The sequence below is a fragment of the Gammaproteobacteria bacterium genome (assembly GCA_029884425.1).
Lineage (GTDB): Bacteria > Pseudomonadota > Gammaproteobacteria > S012-40 > S012-40 > JAOUHV01.
In genome coordinates this window covers 1-22,603 of record JAOUHV010000049.1, presented here as the reverse complement: position 1 = coordinate 22,603, position 22,603 = coordinate 1, and the positions used below count along the sequence as shown (strand labels likewise).

General features: G+C 53.9%; 23 protein-coding genes. 10 read left to right on the top strand and 13 right to left on the bottom strand.

Annotation, left to right across the window (positions count from 1 at the left end):
• Nucleotides 1-273: 273 nt before the first annotated feature.
• A complete protein-coding gene (gene tyrS, locus OEW58_11720; protein ID MDH5302020.1) occupies nt 274-1,470 on the bottom strand; it encodes a tyrosine--tRNA ligase in 1,197 nt (398 codons plus the stop codon).
• A 194-nt stretch (nt 1,471-1,664) separates the two neighbouring features.
• Between tyrS and OEW58_11715 the strand changes: the two genes are divergently transcribed.
• The 5 genes from OEW58_11715 (at nt 1,665) to OEW58_11695 (ending at nt 6,592) form a co-directional block, all read left to right on the top strand.
• The gene (locus OEW58_11715; protein MDH5302019.1) at nt 1,665-2,030 is read left to right on the top strand and encodes a response regulator; all 366 of its coding nucleotides are present in this window, start codon (nt 1,665-1,667) and stop codon (nt 2,028-2,030) included.
• Nucleotides 2,027-2,644: a hypothetical protein gene (locus tag OEW58_11710; GenBank protein MDH5302018.1), complete on the top strand. Its 618-nt coding sequence runs from the start codon at nt 2,027-2,029 to the stop codon at nt 2,642-2,644. The genes OEW58_11715 and OEW58_11710 overlap by 4 nt, the downstream gene beginning before the upstream one ends.
• Nucleotide 2,645: 1 nt before the next feature.
• Nucleotides 2,646-3,995, top strand: coding sequence for a diguanylate cyclase (locus OEW58_11705; protein MDH5302017.1), 1,350 nt, complete (start codon nt 2,646-2,648; stop codon nt 3,993-3,995).
• Between the two features lie 114 nt (nt 3,996-4,109).
• Nucleotides 4,110-5,465, top strand: coding sequence for a peptidoglycan DD-metalloendopeptidase family protein (locus OEW58_11700; GenBank protein MDH5302016.1), 1,356 nt, complete (start codon nt 4,110-4,112; stop codon nt 5,463-5,465).
• Nucleotides 5,465-6,592 carry an anhydro-N-acetylmuramic acid kinase gene (locus OEW58_11695; protein ID MDH5302015.1) on the top strand — a complete coding sequence of 376 codons (1,128 nt, stop codon included), beginning with the start codon at nt 5,465-5,467 and terminating at the stop codon, nt 6,590-6,592. The genes OEW58_11700 and OEW58_11695 overlap by 1 nt, the downstream gene beginning before the upstream one ends.
• Here OEW58_11695 and OEW58_11690 read toward each other — a convergent pair.
• From OEW58_11690 to OEW58_11665, 6 genes are all read right to left on the bottom strand, one after another.
• Nucleotides 6,589-7,545, bottom strand: a complete 957-nt coding sequence (locus OEW58_11690; protein MDH5302014.1) for a phosphatase PAP2 family protein — start codon at nt 7,543-7,545, stop codon at nt 6,589-6,591. The two genes, OEW58_11695 and OEW58_11690, sit on opposite strands and share 4 nt — an antisense overlap.
• 115 nt (nt 7,546-7,660) lie before the next feature.
• Nucleotides 7,661-8,452: a phosphatase PAP2 family protein gene (locus OEW58_11685; GenBank protein ID MDH5302013.1), complete on the bottom strand. Its 792-nt coding sequence runs from the start codon at nt 8,450-8,452 to the stop codon at nt 7,661-7,663.
• Between the two features lie 127 nt (nt 8,453-8,579).
• Nucleotides 8,580-9,173: a hypothetical protein gene (locus tag OEW58_11680; protein ID MDH5302012.1), complete on the bottom strand. Its 594-nt coding sequence runs from the start codon at nt 9,171-9,173 to the stop codon at nt 8,580-8,582.
• Nucleotides 9,174-9,282: 109 nt separating this feature from the next.
• Nucleotides 9,283-10,443 (bottom strand): citrate synthase, encoded by a 1,161-nt coding sequence (locus tag OEW58_11675; GenBank protein ID MDH5302011.1) that lies wholly within the window; start codon nt 10,441-10,443, stop codon nt 9,283-9,285.
• Between the two features lie 203 nt (nt 10,444-10,646).
• Nucleotides 10,647-10,994, bottom strand: coding sequence for an iron-sulfur cluster insertion protein ErpA (erpA, locus tag OEW58_11670; protein MDH5302010.1), 348 nt, complete (start codon nt 10,992-10,994; stop codon nt 10,647-10,649).
• A 74-nt stretch (nt 10,995-11,068) separates the two neighbouring features.
• Nucleotides 11,069-11,500, bottom strand: coding sequence for a polymer-forming cytoskeletal protein (locus tag OEW58_11665; protein MDH5302009.1), 432 nt, complete (start codon nt 11,498-11,500; stop codon nt 11,069-11,071).
• Between the two features lie 350 nt (nt 11,501-11,850).
• Between OEW58_11665 and OEW58_11660 the strand changes: the two genes are divergently transcribed.
• The 3 genes from OEW58_11660 (at nt 11,851) to OEW58_11650 (ending at nt 14,846) form a co-directional block, all read left to right on the top strand.
• A complete protein-coding gene (locus OEW58_11660; GenBank protein MDH5302008.1) occupies nt 11,851-12,519 on the top strand; it encodes a TIGR04211 family SH3 domain-containing protein in 669 nt (222 codons plus the stop codon).
• 80 nt (nt 12,520-12,599) lie between these two features.
• Nucleotides 12,600-13,571, top strand: a complete 972-nt coding sequence (locus OEW58_11655) for a nuclear transport factor 2 family protein (GenBank protein ID MDH5302007.1) — start codon at nt 12,600-12,602, stop codon at nt 13,569-13,571.
• 78 nt (nt 13,572-13,649) lie between these two features.
• On the top strand, nt 13,650-14,846 hold the full coding sequence (locus OEW58_11650; protein MDH5302006.1) for a L,D-transpeptidase family protein: 1,197 nt from the start codon (nt 13,650-13,652) through the stop codon (nt 14,844-14,846).
• Between the two features lie 5 nt (nt 14,847-14,851).
• On the opposite strand, the gene OEW58_11645 is transcribed toward OEW58_11650, so the two are convergent.
• From OEW58_11645 to OEW58_11625, 5 genes are all read right to left on the bottom strand, one after another.
• Nucleotides 14,852-15,802: a M14 family murein peptide amidase A gene (locus OEW58_11645; protein MDH5302005.1), complete on the bottom strand. Its 951-nt coding sequence runs from the start codon at nt 15,800-15,802 to the stop codon at nt 14,852-14,854.
• A gap of 16 nt (nt 15,803-15,818) precedes the next feature.
• Entirely contained in the window at nt 15,819-16,571 is a 753-nt protein-coding gene (locus tag OEW58_11640) for a hypothetical protein (GenBank protein MDH5302004.1), read from the bottom strand.
• Between the two features lie 18 nt (nt 16,572-16,589).
• On the bottom strand, nt 16,590-17,621 hold the full coding sequence (argC, locus tag OEW58_11635; protein ID MDH5302003.1) for an N-acetyl-gamma-glutamyl-phosphate reductase: 1,032 nt from the start codon (nt 17,619-17,621) through the stop codon (nt 16,590-16,592).
• Nucleotides 17,622-17,696: 75 nt separating this feature from the next.
• On the bottom strand, nt 17,697-18,590 hold the full coding sequence (locus tag OEW58_11630) for a c-type cytochrome (protein MDH5302002.1): 894 nt from the start codon (nt 18,588-18,590) through the stop codon (nt 17,697-17,699).
• 29 nt (nt 18,591-18,619) lie between these two features.
• Nucleotides 18,620-19,663, bottom strand: a complete 1,044-nt coding sequence (locus OEW58_11625; GenBank protein MDH5302001.1) for a c-type cytochrome — start codon at nt 19,661-19,663, stop codon at nt 18,620-18,622.
• A 148-nt stretch (nt 19,664-19,811) separates the two neighbouring features.
• On the opposite strand from OEW58_11625, the gene OEW58_11620 reads away from it, so the two are divergent.
• Nucleotides 19,812-20,672: a cytochrome c3 family protein gene (locus OEW58_11620; protein ID MDH5302000.1), complete on the top strand. Its 861-nt coding sequence runs from the start codon at nt 19,812-19,814 to the stop codon at nt 20,670-20,672.
• Nucleotides 20,672-21,727 (top strand): 6-bladed beta-propeller, encoded by a 1,056-nt coding sequence (locus OEW58_11615; GenBank protein ID MDH5301999.1) that lies wholly within the window; start codon nt 20,672-20,674, stop codon nt 21,725-21,727. Before OEW58_11620 ends, OEW58_11615 begins: the two co-directional genes overlap by 1 nt.
• A 2-nt stretch (nt 21,728-21,729) precedes the next feature.
• Here OEW58_11615 and OEW58_11610 read toward each other — a convergent pair.
• A partial coding sequence (locus tag OEW58_11610; protein ID MDH5301998.1) for an EAL domain-containing protein occupies nt 21,730-22,603 on the bottom strand: 874 nt, incomplete at its 5' end.

The window sequence follows — 22,603 nt, the reverse complement described above, 5'->3', positions numbered from 1 at the left end:
TTTTACTCAAGTTTCAGGAAGTTATCTCAACCTCCCTCTCTCAAGCGAGGCGCGTATTCTACTGCCTCCGGCGTTTTTTTCAAGGCTTTTTTCAAACCTTTTTCACCGCCCCGGCCCGCTTGCCAATCTCTCAACCAGCCAACCCGTCAGGGAGCGCGCATTATAGGCACATCAAAATTTACCGCAAGGGGGGAATCACAAAAAGATGACAATTCCGAGATCGTTCGCTCACTAAAACAACAAAGCGCCTGTCGGCGCTTTGTTGTTGGCTGTTTACTGTACGGTGACACGGGCAAATTTGCGTTTTCCGACCTGAAACACATAAGTGCCGGGCGCAATTTCCTGTTTTGGATCATCGACTTTATTGCCGTCCATTTTGACCGCGCCTTGTTTTAACATGCGCATCGCCTCGGAAGTGCTGGAAGTCAGCTCCGCCTCTTTCAGCAAATTGGCCAGCGCAACGCCTGCACCTTCCGCCTTTACTATAAATTCAGGCATCTCATCGGGCATCGCTCCTTTCTGGAAACGATCTATGAACGCCTGCTGCGCCGCTTCGCCAGCGGCCTCGCCATGGAAACGCGCCACAATTTCTTTACCCAGCAGGAACTTGATGTCGCGCGGGTTCTTGCCTTCGGCGATTTCTCGCTTGAAACCTTCAATCTCGCTCATGGGGCGGAAGCTGAGCAATTCAAAGTAGCGCCACATCAGATCATCAGAGATAGACATGACCTTACCGAACATCTCCTCTGGCGCATCGGCGATACCTATATAGTTACCCAGCGACTTGGACATTTTCTGTACGCCATCCAGCCCTTCCAGCAACGGCAAGGTAATCACCACTTGCGGGCGCTGCCCATAGGCTTCCTGCAATTGACGACCTACCAGCAAATTGAACTTCTGGTCAGTTCCGCCCAACTCAACATCCGCCCGCATCGCCACCGAGTCATAACCTTGAACCAGCGGGTAGAGGAACTCGTGCAACGCAATGGGTTGTCCTGATTTGTATCGTTTGGAGAAGTCATCGCGCTCCAGCATACGAGCCACGGTGTATTTACCCGCCAGCTTGATCATGTCCGCACTACCCATCTCGTTCATCCAGCTGGAGTTGAACATCACTAGAGTCTTGGTCGGGTCCAGAATTTTGAAAATCTGCTGTTCGTAGGTTTTGGCGTTGTCGATCACCTCGTCACGGGTCAGGGGCGGACGGGTAACGCTTTTGCCAGTGGGATCACCGATCATGCCGGTGAAGTCTCCGATCAGGAACATTACCTCATGGCCAAGGTCCTGAAACTGGCGCAACTTGTTGATAATCACCGTGTGCCCCAGATGCAGATCGGGCGCGGTCGGATCAAATCCTGCCTTGATGCGCAGAGGCTTACCTTCTTTCAGGCGCTTCAGCAAATCCTCTTCCAGCAGGATTTCTTCTGTACCCCGTTTGATCAGCGCCAATGCCTCATCTACTGCAACCATGCCAAAACCTCTTTAGCTTCAAACAATTAACCCAAGAAAAAACGCCACGCCCGACTAAAGCCCGGCCACAGAACAGCCGACATGGTGGAGTATACGGAAATACCCCCCAAAATAGCCGCATAAGATGTTGATATGCGTGGGATGATCATTATGCTTTTTTGAAAGGCAGCTATTTTACCGGAGAAGACTCGCTTATGGCGACCAAGGTTTTAGTCGTGGACGACTCGGTGTTATCCCGAAAAATGTTGATCCAATCACTGCCCGCCGACTGGGAAGTGGACATTACCGAAGCCTCAGACGGCAAAGAGGCGGTCGAGCTATATAAAAAGCTGGCGCCCGAGGTCATTTTCCTCGACCTGACCATGCCAGTCATGAACGGTTTTGAAGCCCTGGAAGCCATGAACCAACTGGGACTGGAAGCCGACGTTATTGTCGTCAGCGCCGACATTCAACCCGTAGCGGAAAAGCGCGTGCGCGAACTGGGCGCCATTGCGTTCATCAAAAAACCCGTATCCACCCCCAAGCTGGTCTCCATCCTTATTGACTACGGTTATCTATGAATGACCAAACCACACTATCCGCTGAACTGCGCGACGCTTTCCAGGAAATCACCAATATCGGTATGGGGCGAGCAGGCTACGCACTAGCCCGTGTACTGGGAACCTTTGTCGAACTGTCCATCCCCCGCGTACAAATGGTCAGCGCCCAGGATTTCATCCCCACCGCCAGCGGATTGATCGGTCTGGATGACAAGCTGGTCGCCATTCACCAAAGCTTCTTCGGTCGCTGGAAGGGCGAGACCATCACCATCTTCAACCAAAGCAGCTGTGACGAGGTGGCCGCACTGTTGGGTTACTCACAGCAGGACAACAAATACTCCCACACCGAACTGCAACTGGATATCGGCAATATTTTGAGCGGCGCCTGCCTCAACGGCATTGCCGAGGTACTGGGCGTGGAACTGCATTACAACCACCCCGGCGTCCTGGCCGAAAACGTGCACAAAGACCGATTGTTTGCCCACGCCCCTAGCCACTGGCAACAAGCACTGCTCACCGAGGTCAATTTTGCGTTGGAACACAAAACCTTTAAAAGCCACCTGCTCATTTTGCTGACTTCAGAAAGCCTGGCCAATCTGCAAACTGACATCGAGAAATTTATGGCCCAGTACTGACATGAACACCCCGTTCGACCTCAGCCAGCATCCGCTGCTCAGCAGTATTGTCGACAATCTCAATGTCGGACTGGTGGTGCTCGACCGCAAGGCCCGGGTCGTGCTGTGGAATAAATTCATGCAAAGCTACAGTGGTGTCAGTGCCGACACCATCGCTGGCCAGGAATTGTTCAATTTTTTTCCCGAAATACCCAAGCAGTGGCTATTACAAAAACTGCACAATGTCTTCATTCTGAAAAACTACAGCTTCACCAACTGGGAAGAACGCCCGTATTTGTTCAAGTTCAGTCACACCCGCCCCATCACCACCAAACTCGAGTATATGCGACAGAACTGCACCTTTATGCCGCTGAAAAATGCCCAGGGCCGCACCGACTTCGTGTGCATCGCCATCTTTGATGTAACCCGGACCAGCGTACATCAGGAAACCCTGCTGCAGTCCATCCATAATCTGGAGGAAACCAGTCACCGCGACGCACTGACTCACACCTTTAACCGTCGCCATCTGGAAGACATGCTGGTACGCGAAACCAGCCGCAGCAAACGCCATCAGTCACCGTTGTCACTGATCATGCTGGACCTTGATCACTTCAAGGCCATCAACGATCAATACGGCCATCTGGCCGGCGACACCGCACTGGTCGCCTGCACCCGACAAATGCAAACACAATTGCGCACCTCGGATGTTTTTGCCCGCTACGGCGGCGAAGAGTTCGCCATCATTCTGCCCAATACCGATCTGGCCGGCGCAGAGCAGTTGGCCCAGCGATTACAGCAATCGCTGCACACCCTGCAGATTGAGCATCCGCCACACAGTTTCCAGCTAACGGCCAGTTTTGGTGTCAGTCAGTTCGACTCGGCCAGCATGCACAGCCACGACTTAATCGACCAGGCAGACCAGGCTCTGTATTCAGCCAAAACCCAGGGACGCAACCGCATCTGCTGCCATCCTTGCGACCTGTCCGCCGCCGAAATCCAGAGCGAGGATGACCTGGTTCTCTCCCAGCGTGAGGCACCCCTCGGCCGCCTCACGCTGGTGCACTCGAGCAAAACCGTCGAACCGGAAACGCAGCTGCTACAAGCCGTCAACCAAACGACCGCTTTCGTCCCTATCGCCATCCCTTTCATGCCCGAGGAAACCGATTTGCCATTGGCAGTTCCAACACCAGAAACCGATATTGAGCTGCCAGAACCAGATCTCCCGATAGCCATCGAGATGGTTGAGACAAAAACTTCGTCGCTGCCCGACAATAATTTTTCCCAGACCGATGAACAAACACCAGAACTTGAGTCTAATAGTGACCACGTACCTCAAGCGCTTGTGACTTTTGTCACAATCGGGTACAAATAGAAAAAATTTTTTTACTCGTTATTTAAAAACCTCGGCTGACGACGATAAGCAAATTGAGGGAAGTGCTTTATGTGCACTTAGTCGTGCCACCCGCCAGATCGGAAAAAAAATTGTATGAAACGAGTACCCGAATTGAATCAAACCAATGACACTGCCCACTCCCCAAAAAGCAGGGTAAAACCAGGTCATGCGTTCGCAGCAGTCATCGTTACCGTTTCCGCGCTCGCGTTTTTCGGTTTAAGCGCCACCACCGAAAGCGCCGTATCGCCCAGCCTGTCAGGCGATGATCGTTACCAAGTCAGCTTGTCACTGCCCCATGATCTTGATCAGGCCAACAGCCAGCTACCTGCTGCCGACCAGGAACACCAGTGGCAAACGTTTGTGGTGAAAAATGGCGATACCCTGGCCAGCATTTTTGATCGTGCCGGCGTTAGCGCTACCCAGCTCAGCGCCATGTTGTCACAAGACAAAAAAATTAAATCCTCACTGACCCGTCTAAATCCAGGTCAGGAGCTAAAGCTGCGCACCAATGAAAACGGTGACCTGCAGGAATTGGTGTTCAAACAAAACGAAACTGACTCGATTATCGCCAAGCGCGAAGGCGAGATGTTTCTGTTCGACCACGACCAGCGTCAGTATCAGCGCCGCGCTACTTACGCCCGTGGCGTGATCAATTCATCCCTGTTCGAAGCCGGCAGAGAATCCGGCCTGTCCGACAGCCTGACCATGGACTTGGCCCACATTTTCGGTTGGGACATCGACTTTGCGTTGGATATTCGTAGCGGCGACCGCTTTGTGGTCGTGTTTGAAGAACTGTTCCTCGACGGCAAACGCGTCGGTGACGGCAACATTCTCGCCGCCGAGTTCGTCAATCAGGGCCAAACCTATCAGGCCGTGCGCTATGTAGACCCTGAAGGCAATGCCAATTACTACACCCCCGATGGCAAGAGCATGCGCAAAGCCTTCCTGCGGACTCCGCTGGACATCGGTCGCGTCAGCTCTCGCTTTGGCATGCGTCACCATCCTATTTTGAACACCGTTCGCGCTCACAAGGGCGTGGATTACGCGGCCCCCGTGGGCACCCCGGTCAAGTCATCTGGTGATGGCAAAGTCGTCTTCCGCGGCATCAAGGGCGGTTACGGCAAAGTTATCGTTATTGATCACGGCAACGGCTACACCACACTGTATGGCCACCTGAATTCCTACTCACGCAAACTGCGCGATGGCTACCGCGTTAAACAAGGCGAGACCATCGGTTTCGTAGGCAGCACCGGTCGCGCCACCGGACCGCATCTGCACTATGAATTCCGTGTAGGTGGCGTTCATCGCAACCCGCTGACCGTCAGCCTGCCACAAGCCAAGCCAGTTGCTCAAAAATATCGTATCGATTTTGAACTGGCTACCCGCTCCTGGATTGCTCAGCTGGCTCTGGCCAACAACATCAACCTGGCTCAGTTGTCATCGGATTAATGAGCAACACTGGCAAGATTTATGTCGGCCTCATGTCAGGCACCAGCCTGGATGGGGTCGACGTCACCATCGTCGACTTTTCCTCTTCGCGTCCTCAGTTGTTGTTCGGCCACACCTACCCATGGCAAGGCGAGCTGCAACAGCAAGTTACCGACCTGTGCACTCCAGGCAACAATGAAATTCAACGACTGGGCGAACTGGATGTGCGTCTGGGCCAGCATTTTGCCGCCTGCGTCAATCAGGCGTTGCGGGATGGCAAAATCGATCCTCGCACCGTGCGCGCCATTGGCAGCCACGGCCAGACCGTGCGCCACCAGCCCATCGGCGCTACCCGCTTCACCCTGCAGATGGGCGACCCCAATACCCTGGCCTACCTGACGGGCATCACCACCGTCGCCGACTTCCGCCGCGCCGATATGGCCGCCGGTGGACAGGGTGCACCGCTGGTGCCTGCCTTTCACCGTCAGGTGCTGCATGACCCGCACACCAATCGAGTTGCGCTCAACATTGGCGGCATTGCCAATATCACGCTGTTACCGGCAGACCCACAGCAGCCCGTAGTGGGCTTTGACACCGGACCGGGCAATGGCTTGCTCAACAGCTGGATAAAGCTTCATCAGCAGAAAAATTACGATGCCGATGGCCGCTGGGCCGCCAGCGGCATGGTTCAGCCACAATTGCTGCAACGGTTCCTTGCCGATAACTACTTTCACGCCCCCGCCCCCAAGAGCACCGGGCGCGAGCATTTCAACCTGGCCTGGATTCAGCAACAACTTCGCGCCTGCGATACAGAATTCGCGCCTCAGGATGTCCAGGCCACCCTGGCGCAACTGACCGCACAAAGCATTGAGCTGCACATTCGCCAGGCCATGCCCGACTGCGATGAAATTCTGGTCTGTGGCGGCGGCTGGCATAACCGCGATTTGATCCGGCGCTTGCAGCAGCTAACGCCCGCCAGGGTGGTCAGCACCGCCTCGGCCGGGATTGATCCGGATTTTATGGAAGGAATGTGTTTCGCCTGGCTGGCCAAACAGCGCATGGAGCTGCAGACCGGCAGTTTGCGGGAAGTCACTGGAGCCACTCGGGCTAGCATTCTGGGCGGCGTCTACGCGCCGCCACCGACCTAGAACACGTAGTGCAGTGCCACCCCCGGCGAGTCGTCCAACACCGCCGGCATCACATGCCAACTGGGCACGTTGGAATTCAGATTCTCTGACTTGATGCGTTTTTTGCGCTTGATGGTGCGCGAGGTAACAATTTTTGCCGACGTGTAACCAATCGCTATCCCCACCGGATAATCGCCCGCCCAATGCACACCATTGTTGAGCATGCCGAACGCCAACAAACCCGACAGAATGTAGCCCGTGGGGCGAATCAAGCCGTACTCGGGATAATTCGCGGCAAACACTTCGGTACTCGCCACCACCGTGGCTACGTGACCTGAGGGGAAGGCGTCATAGTTGGGGGTGTTGTAATTGTATTCATCCATGCTGGGGAAGAATCGCCACTTGCCACCCTCACCATCGCGCACGAACGGCGCCTCCCTGCCAGTGGAACGCTTGAGGATCTGCACCACAATGCCCGTTAGAAACAGACTTTCGACGTTTTGGCTCACCGTACTCAGCGCACGCACGTCATTCGCCCACAGTCCGTAGCTTACCATGCCGGTGGAAATCGCCAGCTGGGTATAACCATCACCAATGTAGTACAGCGCTGAATTGGTATTGGCAGGGTAATAAATGGGAAGATCAATCCCCTTCACATCGGTTTTAAACACATAGCTAATCTCACGTCCGGTTTTGGTATCAGAAATCAAACCGGCCTTACGTCCCAGGCGCTGGGAGGCCAACAAGATATCTTCATCGTAGCGAATCAGCACCGCCGTGCTGGCAGCAATGATGCCCAGCTCGTCCAGATTATCCTTGTCGATGAGTTCACGTCCAAATGCCTTGAGATTGTCAGGCGCTCGGGTCATCCATCCGGTCAACGTGGGACGCTCGTACACCAGCGACGTATCCTGAGACACATCGTATTCCAAATCCAGGGAACTGGATTCGTCGGCAACAACGTTTGCCGACAAAGCGGAGAAAACCAATGGTAGTGAAATGAGTAAATGTGTCAGTAGTCGCATGTATGAAATCAAACTATGTTGTTGCGTCCGTCCACTTGCCCGGCACGCATTTCAACATACCGGACTACCAAGTTTTGGTGGCGCTTACTCCAATTTCCCCGCCTGCACCGGGAGAAACCAGCACCTGCAAACCCTTTTCTGCCAAATCGTATTTAATGACCGCCAACGCAGACAGGGAACCTACAATGGCCCCTGCGACCGTGTCCGACAGCCAGTGCTTGTTGTCATACATCCTCGCATAGGCAGTCGACACCGCTAACGAGTACGCCAAGGTCCGGCGTTGCCAACTGGGGTTGGGAACGCTTTCGGCGTAGGCCACAGACAAAGCAAACGCCTGAGTCGTATGGCCAGACGGAAACGATTCACCCCGACCATCAAACCAGTGATCCGAACCCTCACTCTGATAGGGGCGCAGACGTCCGCCGGCATATTTACCCGCCCGCGCTGCCGTTGCCCCTACCGCCGATGACCAGACCATGGTTTTACCCGTGTGCAGCCAACGCTTGTCATCGCTGTACCAGCCTACCCCCACCAGTGCAGAGGCAACCCCCACACCACCGATTTCAGCCCACTGGTTGCCGATGCTGGCAATGGGCTGGGAACGCACGTCGTCATTCCCCTGCATCTCGCTGCGCACATTCTCGTCAAACCGGGTCGCCATTCCTACTGCAAAAAGCCCGCCGACAACGACCTCTCCCCAGTCTTGCCAATCGGTCTTGTTGCGACTTTGCGACGAATTCGTCTCAATCGCATTATTCGTATCCAATAATTGGGAAAAACAGGGGCAGGAATAGATCAATACCAAGAAGGTAGCAAAGGCAACCTGCAAACCAGGACGACTCAGGACAAAGGACATTTTCCGCCTCAATCAAAACCATTTATCTAGCTATGGATTCGACCGGAAAATGTACTTGCTTAAGAGGTAATCATAAGAAATGTGATCTTTTCCCGTTACATACCATACAAAACTAGTGGGAATAGAGTCAGGCGCCCGCCGCCTGCGAGCAAGAAGCGCCCTGCTTGGCGGCGAAGTCCTCGGTACGGTTCAGCACATCTGGCAAGCTGACCCGGGTTAGTACATCGACAATCCAGCCTAAGCCAAAGGGAATAGGACCTGGATCGGTATAAACCTGATATTTGACCCAGGTCCGATCGGAAGAAGCCGCCTGCAGCAGCCAATAGCCCTGGGTGTCAGCAATGCTATCCTTTAGCATCACCTCCGGCCACGGAATCTGCTTCCACTGGATTTTTGCCTCACTCGCCACCATCTCCGCCTGCAGCCGAAGACGATAACGTTTAGTCTGCTTCATTGGCAGGGCCAGGAAATAATCTGCATCCACCAAACCGGCCGAGGGCTGGCGGACCTCAAGCCGCTCCACATTGGGCATAAATCGCGGGTAATCCCGAAAGCAGGTCAGCGTGGCATAAAGTGCTGGCAGTCCCACGTGCATCAATTTGAATACTTCAAACGACGCTCCGGGCCGTCCCTTGGTGTCTAGCGTGCGGATGACCACATCCCCTTGCGTTGCCTGCCGCAGCTCGGCCGGGGTCAGTTGCGTACTGATTGGTGCGGCCACTACGACACTCCCCGCTCCAGCAGAGAGTAGGAGAGCCAAAACAAAGCGAGCGCCCACTTTCGCAGACGCTCGCCATGATCGACAAACTACCGAGTCCGAAAATCCGCCTTTAGCCACGTTGGCTCAGCGGTTTGTAATCGCGTGGTGGTTCGCCGATGTACACCTGGGTAGGACGGAAAATGCGGTTATCCGCCAACTGTTCACGCCAGTGCGCCAGCCAGCCAGCCGCCCGCGAAACCGCAAAGATCGAGGTAAACTGGTCGGTCGGGATGCCCATCTCGGCGTACAAAATACCCGAGTAGTAATCCACGTTGGGGTAAACACCCTTTGGCCCCAAGCGCGCTTCGCAGGCTTCTTCCAGCGCAAGCGCAATTTCGAATTTCTGACTGACCTGGCCACCGCGTTTGGAAACGAATTTTTCCACCAGCTTTTGCAAAATCTTGGCGCGCGGGTCCTTGGTTTTGTACTCGCGATGGCCCATGCCCCAGATTTTTTCCTTGCCTGCCAATTTTTTGTCCAACCAAGGCTTCACATCTTTGACAGTGGGAATTTCGTCCAGCATGTGCACCACTTTTTCATTGGCACCGCCATGCAGCGGACCGGACAGGGTACCAATCGCTGCGGCAATCACCCCTGTGGGAGAAGCCAAAGTCGAACCTGCCACCAGCGCCGCAAACGTGGAAGCGTTAATCGTGTGCTCCGCATGCAAAATCAGGCAGGCGTCCATCAATCGGGCGAATTCGGGATCAGCCTCTGTGCCCGTCAGCATGTACAGGAAGTTTTCCGCGAATGTCAGGTCTGCGCGTGGCTCAACCGGATCATAGCCACGACGAATGTGTTCCCACATCGCCACAATCACCGGCATGCGCGCCAGAATACGCACGGTCATGTTGTGAATGTATTCCATGTCACCACAGGCGTCCGGCGAAGTCAGGCACTCGTTGCCAGGATAAAATACGCCCAGCGATGCCACCGCCGTCTGCAAAATTTCCATCGGATGTCCGGTGGCCGGTAGTGCCTTCATCAGCGAACGGATATTGAATTTGACGCGACGATTGCGTCGTAGCTGCTCATCAAAAACAGCCAGTTCATGTGCACTGGGCAGACGACCGTCCAGCAGCAACAGCGTCGTTTCCTCAAAGGTGCTTTGCTCAGCGAGCTGCTCAATCGGGTAACCCCGATAAAACAAGCGCCCCTTTTCGCCATCAATGTCAGAAATATTCGACTTTGTAGCAGGCACGCCTTCCAGACCGGGCAAATACTCGCTCATATGAACTCTCCACTGAATAATTGTTTTTGCAGCCCCATACTCGCGCGAAGTACAGACATTTCCGTTATCGACTGCTTTGGTGCATTATTTGACGGAGCCGACCGCAAAAAAGGTCCGCCGACATTGACTAATGGATTGATTCTAACAAAAAAAAAAGGGAGGCATACACCTCCCTTTCGACTGTTTGCGCGATAACGCTCGCCTTACACGGAAAACGATGAGCCGCAGCCGCAGGTCGTAGTAGCATTGGGATTGCGAATCACGAACTGAGCACCTTCCAAACCCTCGGTGTAATCGATCTCGGCACCAGCCAGGTATTGGTAGCTCATCGGGTCAATCACCAGCGTTACGCCATGCGCTTCAACGCGAGTATCACCATCTTGCAGGTTTTCATCGAAGGTAAAACCGTATTGAAAGCCGGAGCAACCGCCACCGGTGACAAAAACCCGCAACATCAACGAGTTGTTGCCTTCTTCTTCGATCAGTGTCTTGACCTTCCGAGCCGCAGCTTCAGAAAAATCAACGGGACTTTCAGTAATCTGTTCTGTCATTTCGCACTCCATCCAAAGCCTACCGCACTATGACCCTAGCCTACAAAAACCATACACCAAAGTCAAGTATTGCCTCACGCCGGCTTGGCTTTGGAATCATTGTCCATGATGGGCGCCTTGTCGTCCTTCATGTGAGTCAGCGCCGGCTTTTCATCCGGAGAACGATGCACCAGTTTGCCGTTCACCTCGGCACCGATTGCCATCTCAATCAGGTTGTAATACACATTGCCCATGACACGGCCACGGGTCGCCAACTCAATGCGCTCGCCGGCGTAAACATCACCTTTAACTTCACCGTTCAGGATAACGCTCGGCACCCGCACCTCGCCCTCAATCACACCATGATCACTCAGGGTCAGCAGCGATCCTGCATCATCAGCAAGCACATTGCCGACGATCTTGCCATCGATGTGCAATCCTCCGGTAAAGATCACATCACCCTTGATTTCCGTATTCTGGCCAATCAGTGAATCAATTTTCGCTGTTCGTCTTTTTTTACCCAGCATGTGTCTTTACTTCCTCTCGATTATCCGTTGCGGGCAAGCCCTTCGCCCCGAAACCATCATATTACCCTCACACAGCTTCCGCAGTGTTTTTACTGTTTCCAGATATCGTCATTGCGTCCGACAAACCTTAGGCGGACCGGCGGTTTTTCCGAAATTATCGCTGGAAGATGATGATTTACCATTTCGCTGCTAAATATTATTGAGTGCTTGCCGATTTTAGTCCTGCAGTTTAAAAAACAAAAGCATAGAGATTGTCGACAACAGTATAGACTGACATGATTATAGAAACGGAACGCTGATACAAGTGTCTTCTTTATACGACAAAAGCTAACATGACGGATCAAGTCACTATGAAATACGGCCATTGCTCGAAAACATTCCACTGGACCTCGCCTGCCCACCGCGTCGTCTGGCTGCTCTGCCTGCTGATGATGCTCCCTATTTCTGCCCAGGCACAAACCGTATACGTTAGCGACAATCTTCGCGTGGGCGTACGTGATAGTGCCGGCGATGATGCCAACACACTCACCATCATCAGCAGCGGTTCTCAGGTCGAGATCCTGGAACGCCGAGGTTCCTTCAGCAAGGTCCGCACTAGCAACGGCATTGAAGGCTGGGTTCGATCCGTCTATTTCGAGTCAGATAAACCTGCTCGCGTCCTGCTCAGCGAAACCAAGGCCAAGCTGCGTCAACTGGAAAACGAACTCAACCAACTTAAGGCAACCAAAGCGCCCGGCGCCCAGCCCTCTGAGCAATCCAATGATGAGATTAATCAGCTAAAAGCTCACGAAGAAGAGTTATTACAGCAACTAAAAGAGGCTCAACAAGCCAATGCTGATGGCGCGAGCGGCGGGATTCCTGCGGATGCCAGTCTTCGCGATCTATTCGCCAGCAGCAACAGCAAATTACTGCTCACCAGCGTCGGTACACTCATGGTGTTTCTGTGTATGGGCTTCTTGATCGGTGTCAGCTGGCATAAACGCCAGGTCACCAAGCGGCTGGGGGGGCTATCTCTATAGCCTTTTCTACCCAAGACAAAAAAAAGCGTGTATTTTGCTGTATCGACTCCGCATTTCGTTAAATAAAAATGAAACCAAACTTGTCCCGCAGTGCCAGAAAATCCATTATCGCCCTCGCCATTGCCCTCACCATCAGCCCAGCCACCTGGGCCGGTGAGGAGCAAAAAATTGCTGAATTAATTAGCAACAAACAATGGAATGATGCCCAGCAGGTCATCGATCAATGGCAACCGGCCGATCCCAACGCCAAACTGTTTATGCAGCACCGATTGGAAAATGCCAAAGATCCGGAGATGGCCATTCTCCGCTTGCAGGAATTTTTGATCAAAGCGCCCAACTATCCAGAAGCGTATAACAACCTCGCGCTGCACTTGATCGATCACGGCGAATACAAGCAAGCCAGCGAGTGGCTACTCAAGGGCATGGCCACGGACAAACGCTATCAGCAGCTGTATGAGAATCTAACCAAACTTTACACCGTCATGGCCAGTAAGGCGTACCAAAAAGCCCTGGGGAAAAATCAGCCGCCTCCCCAACTGCCCGCGTTCGCCAATTTTGACTATCTGTACACCGGCCTCGGAGCACCATCAGAAATCGCCGTCACTATGGTTGCTCCAGTCATCGCAAGCAAGCCGACAGTGGCAACGCCCGCAGCCCCAGCAGCAGCGACTCAGGCAACTGCCCCCGTCGCCCAGGACAACGGATTGCTGCAAAACCAGCTCACCAACCAGCTCAATGGCTGGGCCAAGGCTTGGTCTAGCCAGCAAGTGGACAAGTACCTTGCCTATTACTCCAGCGATTTCCGTCCCACCGATGGACTTTCCATCGATACCTGGCGCCAGCAGCGCAACGACCGCCTAAAGGCACCACGCTTTATCCAAGTCACCGTCAGCAATCCGGAAATTACCTTGCTGGACGACGGCAGTGTTGCCAAAGTGCGTTTTATGCAACACTACCGGTCTAATACGTTTAACGAAAAAGTGATCAAGTTGCTGGTTTGGGAGCAACAACAAGGAGAGTGGCGGATTTTACAGGAAGAAATTGCGATGTAAGTCCCCTCGCAGGATCAAGAATGACCGACTCTCTGCCGATGGTGTAATTGGCCTAGGAATTCCGTTAGGTTAGCGACAATGCGTAAATCGATACTTCATATCAGCTGCCTGTTGGCAGCACTGGCATCCAGCGGCACACATGCCAGCATTGGTGCGTCCGTTGTCCAGGAGCGCGCCTACGAAGACCCTCTCATCCAGGCGCTGCAGGCTATTGATGAATATCGTACCGATGACGCCCTGTCACACCTGGAAAAATTACTGAAAGAAACTCCTGATTTCACCCTGGCGCAACTGGTATACGCCGACATGTTGGCTGCCCGAACCGGTGCAGTCACGCAGCTGGCCAGCAGTGAACAACACGATGAATTACTCGCCGACCTGCGCAACGAGGCACGTGCACGTCTCAATTTTCATCTCAACCAGAACCACCAGCAACAGCTTCCCAAAAGTCTGCTGCGCCTGGCGCCACGCTATAAGCATGTGATACTGGTTGATGCCAAGCAATCGCGTTTGTTTCTGTATGAAAACACCGAGCAGGGCCTACAACTGCGGTACAACACTTACGCCACCATTGGTAAGAATGGTGCCAACAAGTGGCGCGAAGGTGACAAACGCACGCCCATCGGCGTGTATTTTGTGACGGATTTTCTCCCGCCCAGTTCGCTGTCTGACTTTTACGGCGCAGGTGCCTTCCCCATCAATTATCCCAACGCCTGGGATCGTCGTTTGGGCCGCACCGGATACGGCATCTGGCTGCATGGCAATCCGATCGACAGTTTTAGCCGCGCCCCCCAGGCCAGCGATGGCTGCGTCACAATCAATAACGACGACCTGGAGTATCTCAAGCAATACATCGACACCAGCAACACGCCCGTCATTATCAGCAATGGTGTTGAATGGAGCGATGCTGCGGCGCTCAGTTCAGCCTCGGCCGAACTGGAGCAGCAACTCATCGACTGGCAGAACAACTGGCAATCGATGAATGACTCCGCATTTTTGCAGCACTACTCAAAGAACTTCGTCAGTTCCACCAACCAGAATCTGGCCACCTGGAAACGCAACAAGAGCTGGTCAAATCAGCAAAAGAATTTCATTGAGATTAAAGTCGACGAGGTCAGCATGTTCCTCTACCCCGGAGAAAAGGACATGGCCTTGGTGGATTTCAAACAACACTACCGCAGCGACAGCTATCAGGACGTAAGCATCAAACGTCAGTACTGGAAGCGCGAAAAAGACGGTCGCTGGCGCATCATTTACGAAGGTCCAGCGTCCTGATCCAATCAATGTTCGATGTGTTCGCGCGAGGCCATTTTGGAGGTTTCAGGCGGCGCATTGACGTTGTTCGTCAACCAACGCACCAAGTCCACCCAAATCGCAGAAATCTGATTAGGCGTAGGCATGATGCCCGCGTAGGGCAGTTCGATGGTCACTACCGGGATGGCGTTCTGTACACCGGCATAATTGCCCAATGACCCCGGATACGTTCCCAGCAAACTCAAATGCAACTGCCCCAAGTGTTTGGGGGCTTCGCGGGGACCATCAAAGTCCAGGATGCCGTATGGCGCATGCACCGACACAATCACGTCCGGTTGAAACCGCGCTATTTCATCGGCCAACCAGCGGGACTCTGGCTCACTCAACGCTGCCTTGCCAGGATAACGCCGAGGATTGCGCTGCATTTTGGTTTCCCAGTAATACGACGCCTGCCGATCCCAGTCATGAGTAGGGAAATTACGGTTCAGATCCACACCGTTTTCGTTCATCCGCTGCGATTTTGCACGCAACAGGCCATCGGGATTCACCAAGGGAGCAACACGCCAGTGAAACAAGCCCGAGTGATGTTCATCCAGCTTTTCCATCCAGCGAAACACAATACTGACTGACGAATATTCATCACCGTGAATACCACCCAGCAGCATGACCCGACCCAGTGGCTCACGTCCTTCCACCGGCTCGTAATCGGTATAAATCAGCGGACGCCCACGCACGCTACTGCCTGTGCCTGAACGATAGCTTCTGACTTCGCAATCCCGCTGGGTAACACTGCGTAATTTTTCGGTAATTTCCAGACACAACTCCAGCGCGCTGTTGGGCGCGGTGCTGGGCACCGTTACTAAAGGAGGCAATTGATTTAGCGGTGCATCAACCGCAGTAATTGATGGCGCATCACTGGCCCAAGCGTGAATGGGCAATCCACACCACAACAGTAACCAGGCCAGCTTGACTCTCACCCTTTACCCCTTTTCTTTAGTTAACTTCCTGTTCGACGGACTTATCCAGCGAACCTTTGACAGCAACATCCCAGGCGAACGATTGCGTCACACTTTTCCCCCGCCCACCATTCATCGACACATCAATGGTTCGCGGCGTAAATCCTTCAGGCAAAATAACATCGCCTTCCATTTTTTGAAAATAACGAAATTTGAAACTCTGGGAACTCTCGCGGCGTAGCGAAATTTCTTCTTGCGCCAGCGTCCGAGCTCTACCCGCTTGCGTCCCATGCACTTTGAAGACTACCACGCCAGTCGCATTCCCCTGTTGTTTTAGCACCTGCGTCAATACCATTTGGTAGTGGTAAAGACGCTCGTTGCTGCCACTTTTGGCAAATGCAATTCGTTCCACACGCAAGCCAGAAGCAGCTTCGTCCGGAGAAACAATGCCGCGATAAAACGCGACTTCCTCGCGCAGCTCCAGCACCTCTTCCTGCAATGAACGCAAATTACTGTTCACGTCCAGGTAAGCCTGCTGATCCATTTGCGTACTGCGATCCAACAACGCCACCCGATCACGCAAATCGGTGTTTTGTCGTTCCAGTTCACTGATTGCGCTCTTCAGCCCCTCTTCACGAATGATGGCGTCTGTCGCATCAAACCCCGCCCGGTGATTACCAAAAAAATACAATCCGTAGCCCGACGCGACCAACAGAAGTATGCCAACGGCCCAGATAATGATCCGTTGCAGCGGCGAATGATGACGAACAACAAGACTTCCTGACTTCATAAACAGGGGCAAATCCTCTTAGGGCATGACTGCGATGTGTTCCAGACCCAATGTTTCTTCCAGGCCCATCATAATGTTCATATTTTGTATCGCCTGTCCGGCTGCGCCCTTGAGCAAATTATCAATGACAGACAATACCACAACGGTGTCTCCTCCCTGGGGACGATGTACCGCAATACGACAATGGTTAGCCCCCTTGACGCTGCGCGTTTCCGGATGCGATCCCGCAGGCAGCACGTCCACAAATGGTTCGTTGGCGTACCGTTGTTCGTAAAGTGCCTGCAAATCTTCTGCCTGTTTGACGGTTGTTGCGTAAAGCGTAGCGTGAATACCGCGAATCATCGGCGTCAAATGCGGCACAAAGGTCAGACCGACCGACCGCCCCGCCAATCCCGTTAATCCCTGACTGATTTCAGGCAAATGCCTATGCCCTGGCACCGCGTAGGCCTTAAAGCTCTCGCTGGCCTCACACAGCAAATGCGCCACGCTGGCACCGCGTCCTGCGCCGCTCACACCCGATTTGGCATCAGCGATCAGGCGGGAAGCATCCACCAGACCGGCTTCCAGCAGCGGCAAAAAGCCCAACTGCACCGCCGTCGGATAGCACCCTGGATTGGCCACCAGCCTTGCCTGACGTACCTGCTCGCGATTCACTTCCGGTAAACCGTACACCGCCTCGGCCACCAGCTCAGGACTGGCGTGCTTCATGCCGTACCATTTTTCCCAAACAGCCACGTCTTTGAGTCGAAAATCCGCTGCCAGATCAATAACTTTGACACCTTGATCCAACAACTGACGCGCCATAGTCATCGCCACACCGTTGGGGGTGGCAAAAAACACCACGTCGCATTCACCCAACACGGCAAAATCCGGCTCGGAAAACGCCAGATCTACGCGGCCACGCAGATTGGGAAACATGTCCGACACGCGGGTACCCGACTCTGAACGCGACGTAATCGCACGCAACGCCACCTGCGGATGCATCGCCAACAAGCGCAGCAATTCAACCCCGGTATACCCCGTCCCACCAACCACACCCACTTTGATCATTTGTTCACATTCCAATAAAACTGAAAGAAGGAAATTCTAGAGCATTTCGACCAGGAATCGCAGCTTTTATCACCGTCAGTGCGGTTTGTCCGATTGCGCTGCCTGGTACAGACGCAACACGTAGGCCGCAACCGCCTCTAGCTGCTGCTGATCCAACACCGTCCGCCAGGCCGGCATCGCCGTACCCGGCACGCCCTCACCAATACGTTTGACCAGATCCTGACGAGTTAGTCCGCCCATTTTTTTGGCGTCGCGGAAATCACGCGGATGCGGCTGAATGAACTGACCAATCCAGTTCTTGCCGCTGCCATTATTGGCATGACAAAACGCGCAATTCTGCTGAAAAATCGCCTGGCCTCGTCGCTCCAATGGCGTCAACGGCGCCATCACCGGCACCTGATCATGCACGGTATATGGAGAAGCCGAACTGACCGCATCCGGTTGCAGATGCGAATAACCATTGCGCGGATAAGATAATGGCCGCGACTCCCAAATGGAGCCATCCTGCTCTACTTTTGCCCGGTCATGGCAACTTATACACGCCTGCATAAACAACGTCCTGCCACGCTGTTGCGCCGCATTCAACTGTTCCCAGGGCGTGTCCAGCGCTACCTCGCCCAACGCAAACGGAAACGCATCCCGATAACGATCATGATCCAGCCAGCCATTTTCGCGAGTATGGTAGTGGGTGTTGAAGCGCGGCTGACGCATGAACTGATCACGAACAAAATCCACCACCGCCGCCACGTCAGCATCACTGATGACGCCATCAAATCCCTTCATCGCCGTTCCCGGCTTACCGTGTTTGACGACCTGAAGCATTTTTTCGCGCGCCAACTGATCCAGCCGAGTATTCACAAATGCGCGAGGTTTGGGATCTAAAAACGTCGCAGCCAACGTCTTGGCATCGCCGTTATAGCCATGACAAAAATAACAACGGAAATTGTAGATATCCCGACCGCGTTGCAACTGCGCGTTGTTGGCGCTTGGCTCAGTACTCAGTTTTTTTTTTCTACCGCCGCCGGTGATTGCTGAATGAATTGCAGGTAGACAAACTCCGCCACATTGGCGATTTCCTGATCAGAAAGCACCTTGCCCCACGCAGGCATCACCGTGCCGCGCTTGCCATTTTTAATCGCATTAAACAATTTGGGACGATCAAACATTGCCCGGCTTTCAGCAGTCATGAAATTGCGTGGCCGAGGCTGGTTAAAACTCGCGCGTGGACCATTGCCATCGCCCAGTCGACCATGACAATCCGCACAATTGGCCATGAAAAATGCGCGCCCCTGCTTGGCATCGCCCTTCAATCCCTGAGAAAAAGGTTGATCCATTTGCCGACTGAGTTTGTTTTCTTCATGCAGCGACAACTCACCCACGTGCATAAATTCGGCGCGAATAAAATCCACCACTGTTTCAATTTCGTGTGGCTGCAAACGATCGGCAAATGACATCATGCCCGTACCTGGACGACCGTTTGTCACCGACTGAATCATGCGCTCACGCCCCAGCAACTTGCGCGATAATTCGGTGGTAAAATCGCGCGGTGGTGGCACCAAACTGTTGCGCGCCCACACCGCAGTATTGCCATCATCACCATGACAGGCCGAACAATTCGTCTCGTAAAGCTGCCGCCCCAAAGTTTTACGATCAACATTTTTTACGGGCACCTGTGGCTTAACAGGCGCGGGTGCAGCGGCGTGAGCCTGCCCCGAACCACGCATAAAACTGGTACGAATATATTTCACCAGCGCTGTAATTTGCGCTTCGGACAAACGCGAACCGTAGGCACTCATCGCACTGCCGGGTTTGCCATTGCGTATAGCCGCGGCCAATTGCGCGTCACTGCGCGCCCTCATGGCGGGTGAGCGAAAATTGCTCGGTGCCGGCGACAAACTCGCCCCGGCTCGCCCCTGACCATCGCCATTATTTCCATGACAGGTCGCACATTGGCGATGATAAACTTGCTCGACACTCTGATCCGCCCATAAGGGCAAGGGCATCAACAACAGAAAAAGCAGAAATCGAATAGGAAACGTCATAGTTGATTTAGCGTGAGAGCGGAGAAAACCATTACTGTTCAATGGCACTAATAACTCGTACGCAAATTGTGGCGCAAAAAAAGGTTTTACGCTACCCTAGGGGCTCTTGTGCCGCTCAAACAATTATAAACAGTAAAGAATAGGTTGCATGGACGTCTCGAACGCACTGCTGCAAAAAACAATTCACCGGCTTCGCTGGCCGCTGCTGGGAGGAATAGGTCTGCTGTGTTTGGGCTGGATCGGCATCACCCACGGCGAGGCCATCATCGGCGATCCTGTTCAAGGTGCCAACGACCCGATTTTAGGTACTAAACACGACTTTAACGGCCTCAACGAACGTGCCGGGGTAGCCGCCATGCCTGGCGTCGCGTTCTCCGACTACGGTAACTCCTGCGTCTATTGTCACATCCCGCCAGAGAAAGCGACGGCTGACGGCAGCGCCAAAGGAGCCATTGAAGGCTGGAACCGTTTCCAGCCGGCCACCAACGAATACGAACTGTACACCAGCGGCTATATTGATTCCCCCACTCATACCCCTAGCCCCATCAGCCTGCTGTGCCTGTCCTGTCACGACGGCACCATGGGGGTAGACATGGTGGTCTTTAAACCGGGCAGTTTCAAGACCGCCGAGGACACCGCGATGCACATGCGCATCAACGGTGCAGACAATACCGTCAGTTGCGGCAAATGCCACAATGGTCGTGTCGCCCACGATATTTCGATAAAACATCTGGGACAAGATCTACGCAACGACCATCCGATATCCATGCGCTACGGCGGATTGCCCAATGGCTATCGCACCGAACAGTTCCCGAACACCACCGACGTGCGTTTCAGTTCTGACCCGGATTTCCGTCGTCCACATACTGCCGAGGGCTTTGAAAACGGAGTGCGGCTGTATGATGGCAAGGTCGAGTGTGCCAGCTGTCACAACGTCCACGATCCATCCAAAGACCTGTTGCTGCGCGCCAACTCTGACCTGCTTTGCCAGACCTGTCACACCAAATAATGCGCCTTTCAACCCTGGTTATCGCCCTCTCCCTGGCAGGCTGCTCCAGCCTGCCACACAGATCGTCACCACCACCGGTATTTCCGGAACCACCGGAGCAAGCCCGTTTCGTGTATGACGGCAGTCTGCGCGCCAGCAAGGACGTTGAAGAAAAAAGCTTTGGCGAATCCCTGCAAAGCCTGTTGACCGGCGCCACAAACGACGCCAGGGCCCTAGTCAAACCCTATGGGGTTGTCGCCCACCGCGGCAAAGTCTACGTCAGTGACACAATTCAGCGCGCGGTGGTGGTGTTTGATATCAGCGGCAAAAAATACTGGCTGATCGGCGAGGAAGGCGAAGGCAGCCTGGTCAAACCGTTGGGCCTGGATATCTCGGTCAATGATGAACTGTATGTTGCGGACATTTCCGCACGACGGATTGCGGTATTTGATCTGCAAGGAGGTTTTCTGCGCGCCTTGGGCGACGAACGCAGCCTGGTTCGTCCCAGCAGCGTCAATGTCTCGCTGGATGGCAAAATTGCCTATGTCGTCGACACCGGCGGCATTGAGACCCAACAACATCAGGTGCAGTTATTCGATACCCAGAGCGGTAAACTGATCAAGACCCTGGGAAGCCGAGGTCAAGGCAAGGATCAGTTCAACCTACCACTACAGGCTACCGTCGCCTCCAACGGTGATCTGTATGTCGTCGACAGCGGCAACTTCCGCATTCAGCAAATTAACCCTCAGAGTGGTCAGTTCGTGCGCCAGATCGGCACACTGGGCCGCCGTCCTGGGCAGTTTTCCCGCCCCAAGGGCATCGCTAATGATGCGCAGGGAAATATTTATGTGGTCGACACTGCGTTCGGCAATGTCCAGATTTTCAATGCTCAGGGTGAGCTGCTGATGCACATCGGCGAACGCGGCACCAGCGGCATCCCAGGCCGCTACATGTTACCCGCCGGAGTGGATGTCGACCAGGACGGTCGCATTTATGTCGTCGACCAATTCTTCCGCAAAATCGACATCTACCGCCCCGCCGATTTGCCGAGCCTGCCCGACATCCCCAAACTGTAATCTCAGTCGCTGGCGACAGCCACCACGTCCAGGGTATCGTCCGCCTCACCCCATGGGCTTTGGGTCAACCAGTCATGGAGCTCAGCAAACGGCATTGGCCTAGCCACGTAATAGCCCTGAATCACATCACAACCCAGCCGAGACAACAGCAAAAATGCTTCCTCGCTCTCCACTCCTTCAGCCACCACCTCCAGACCCAGTTCATGAGCCAAAGCAATGGTAGAGCGAACGATCACTACGCTATTGGGATCGGTCAACAGCGACTGGCCAAACGATTTGTCGATTTTCACTTCATTGACCGGCAACTGCTTGAGATAGGCCAATGACGAATAACCAATACCAAAATCGTCAATCGACATCGGCAAGCCCATATCGCGAATCCGCCCCATGGCAGAAACCGCCTGCTCAGGATCGTCCATCAATGCAGTCTCAGTAATTTCCAGATTCAGACAGGAACTGCGCAGTTCGTTTTGCACCAACATTTGTTCCAGTCGGGATGAAAAACCCTGATCTGCCAAATTCATCGCCGACAAGTTCACCGAAATTCGCATGCCGTTTTCCACGGTACATGAGCGGCCCGCCTCTGCCATCACCCGCTGCAACACTGCGATAGTCAGCGCATGGATTTGTCCGGTCTGCTCCGCCAGCGGTACAAACTCATCCGGATGCAACAGACCGTGCTGTGGATGCTGCCAGCGCACTAGCGCCTCTATGCCTTGCAGGCGGCGGCGACGCACATCAATCTTGGGTTGGTAGTAGACCTCTAATTCGCCCTGCTCAATGGCCTGTTTCAGCTCGCTGGTAATATTCAGCTGGCGCAAACTGTTCTGATCATTGCTGGCATCGTAAACCACCACCCCGGCACGACGACGCTTG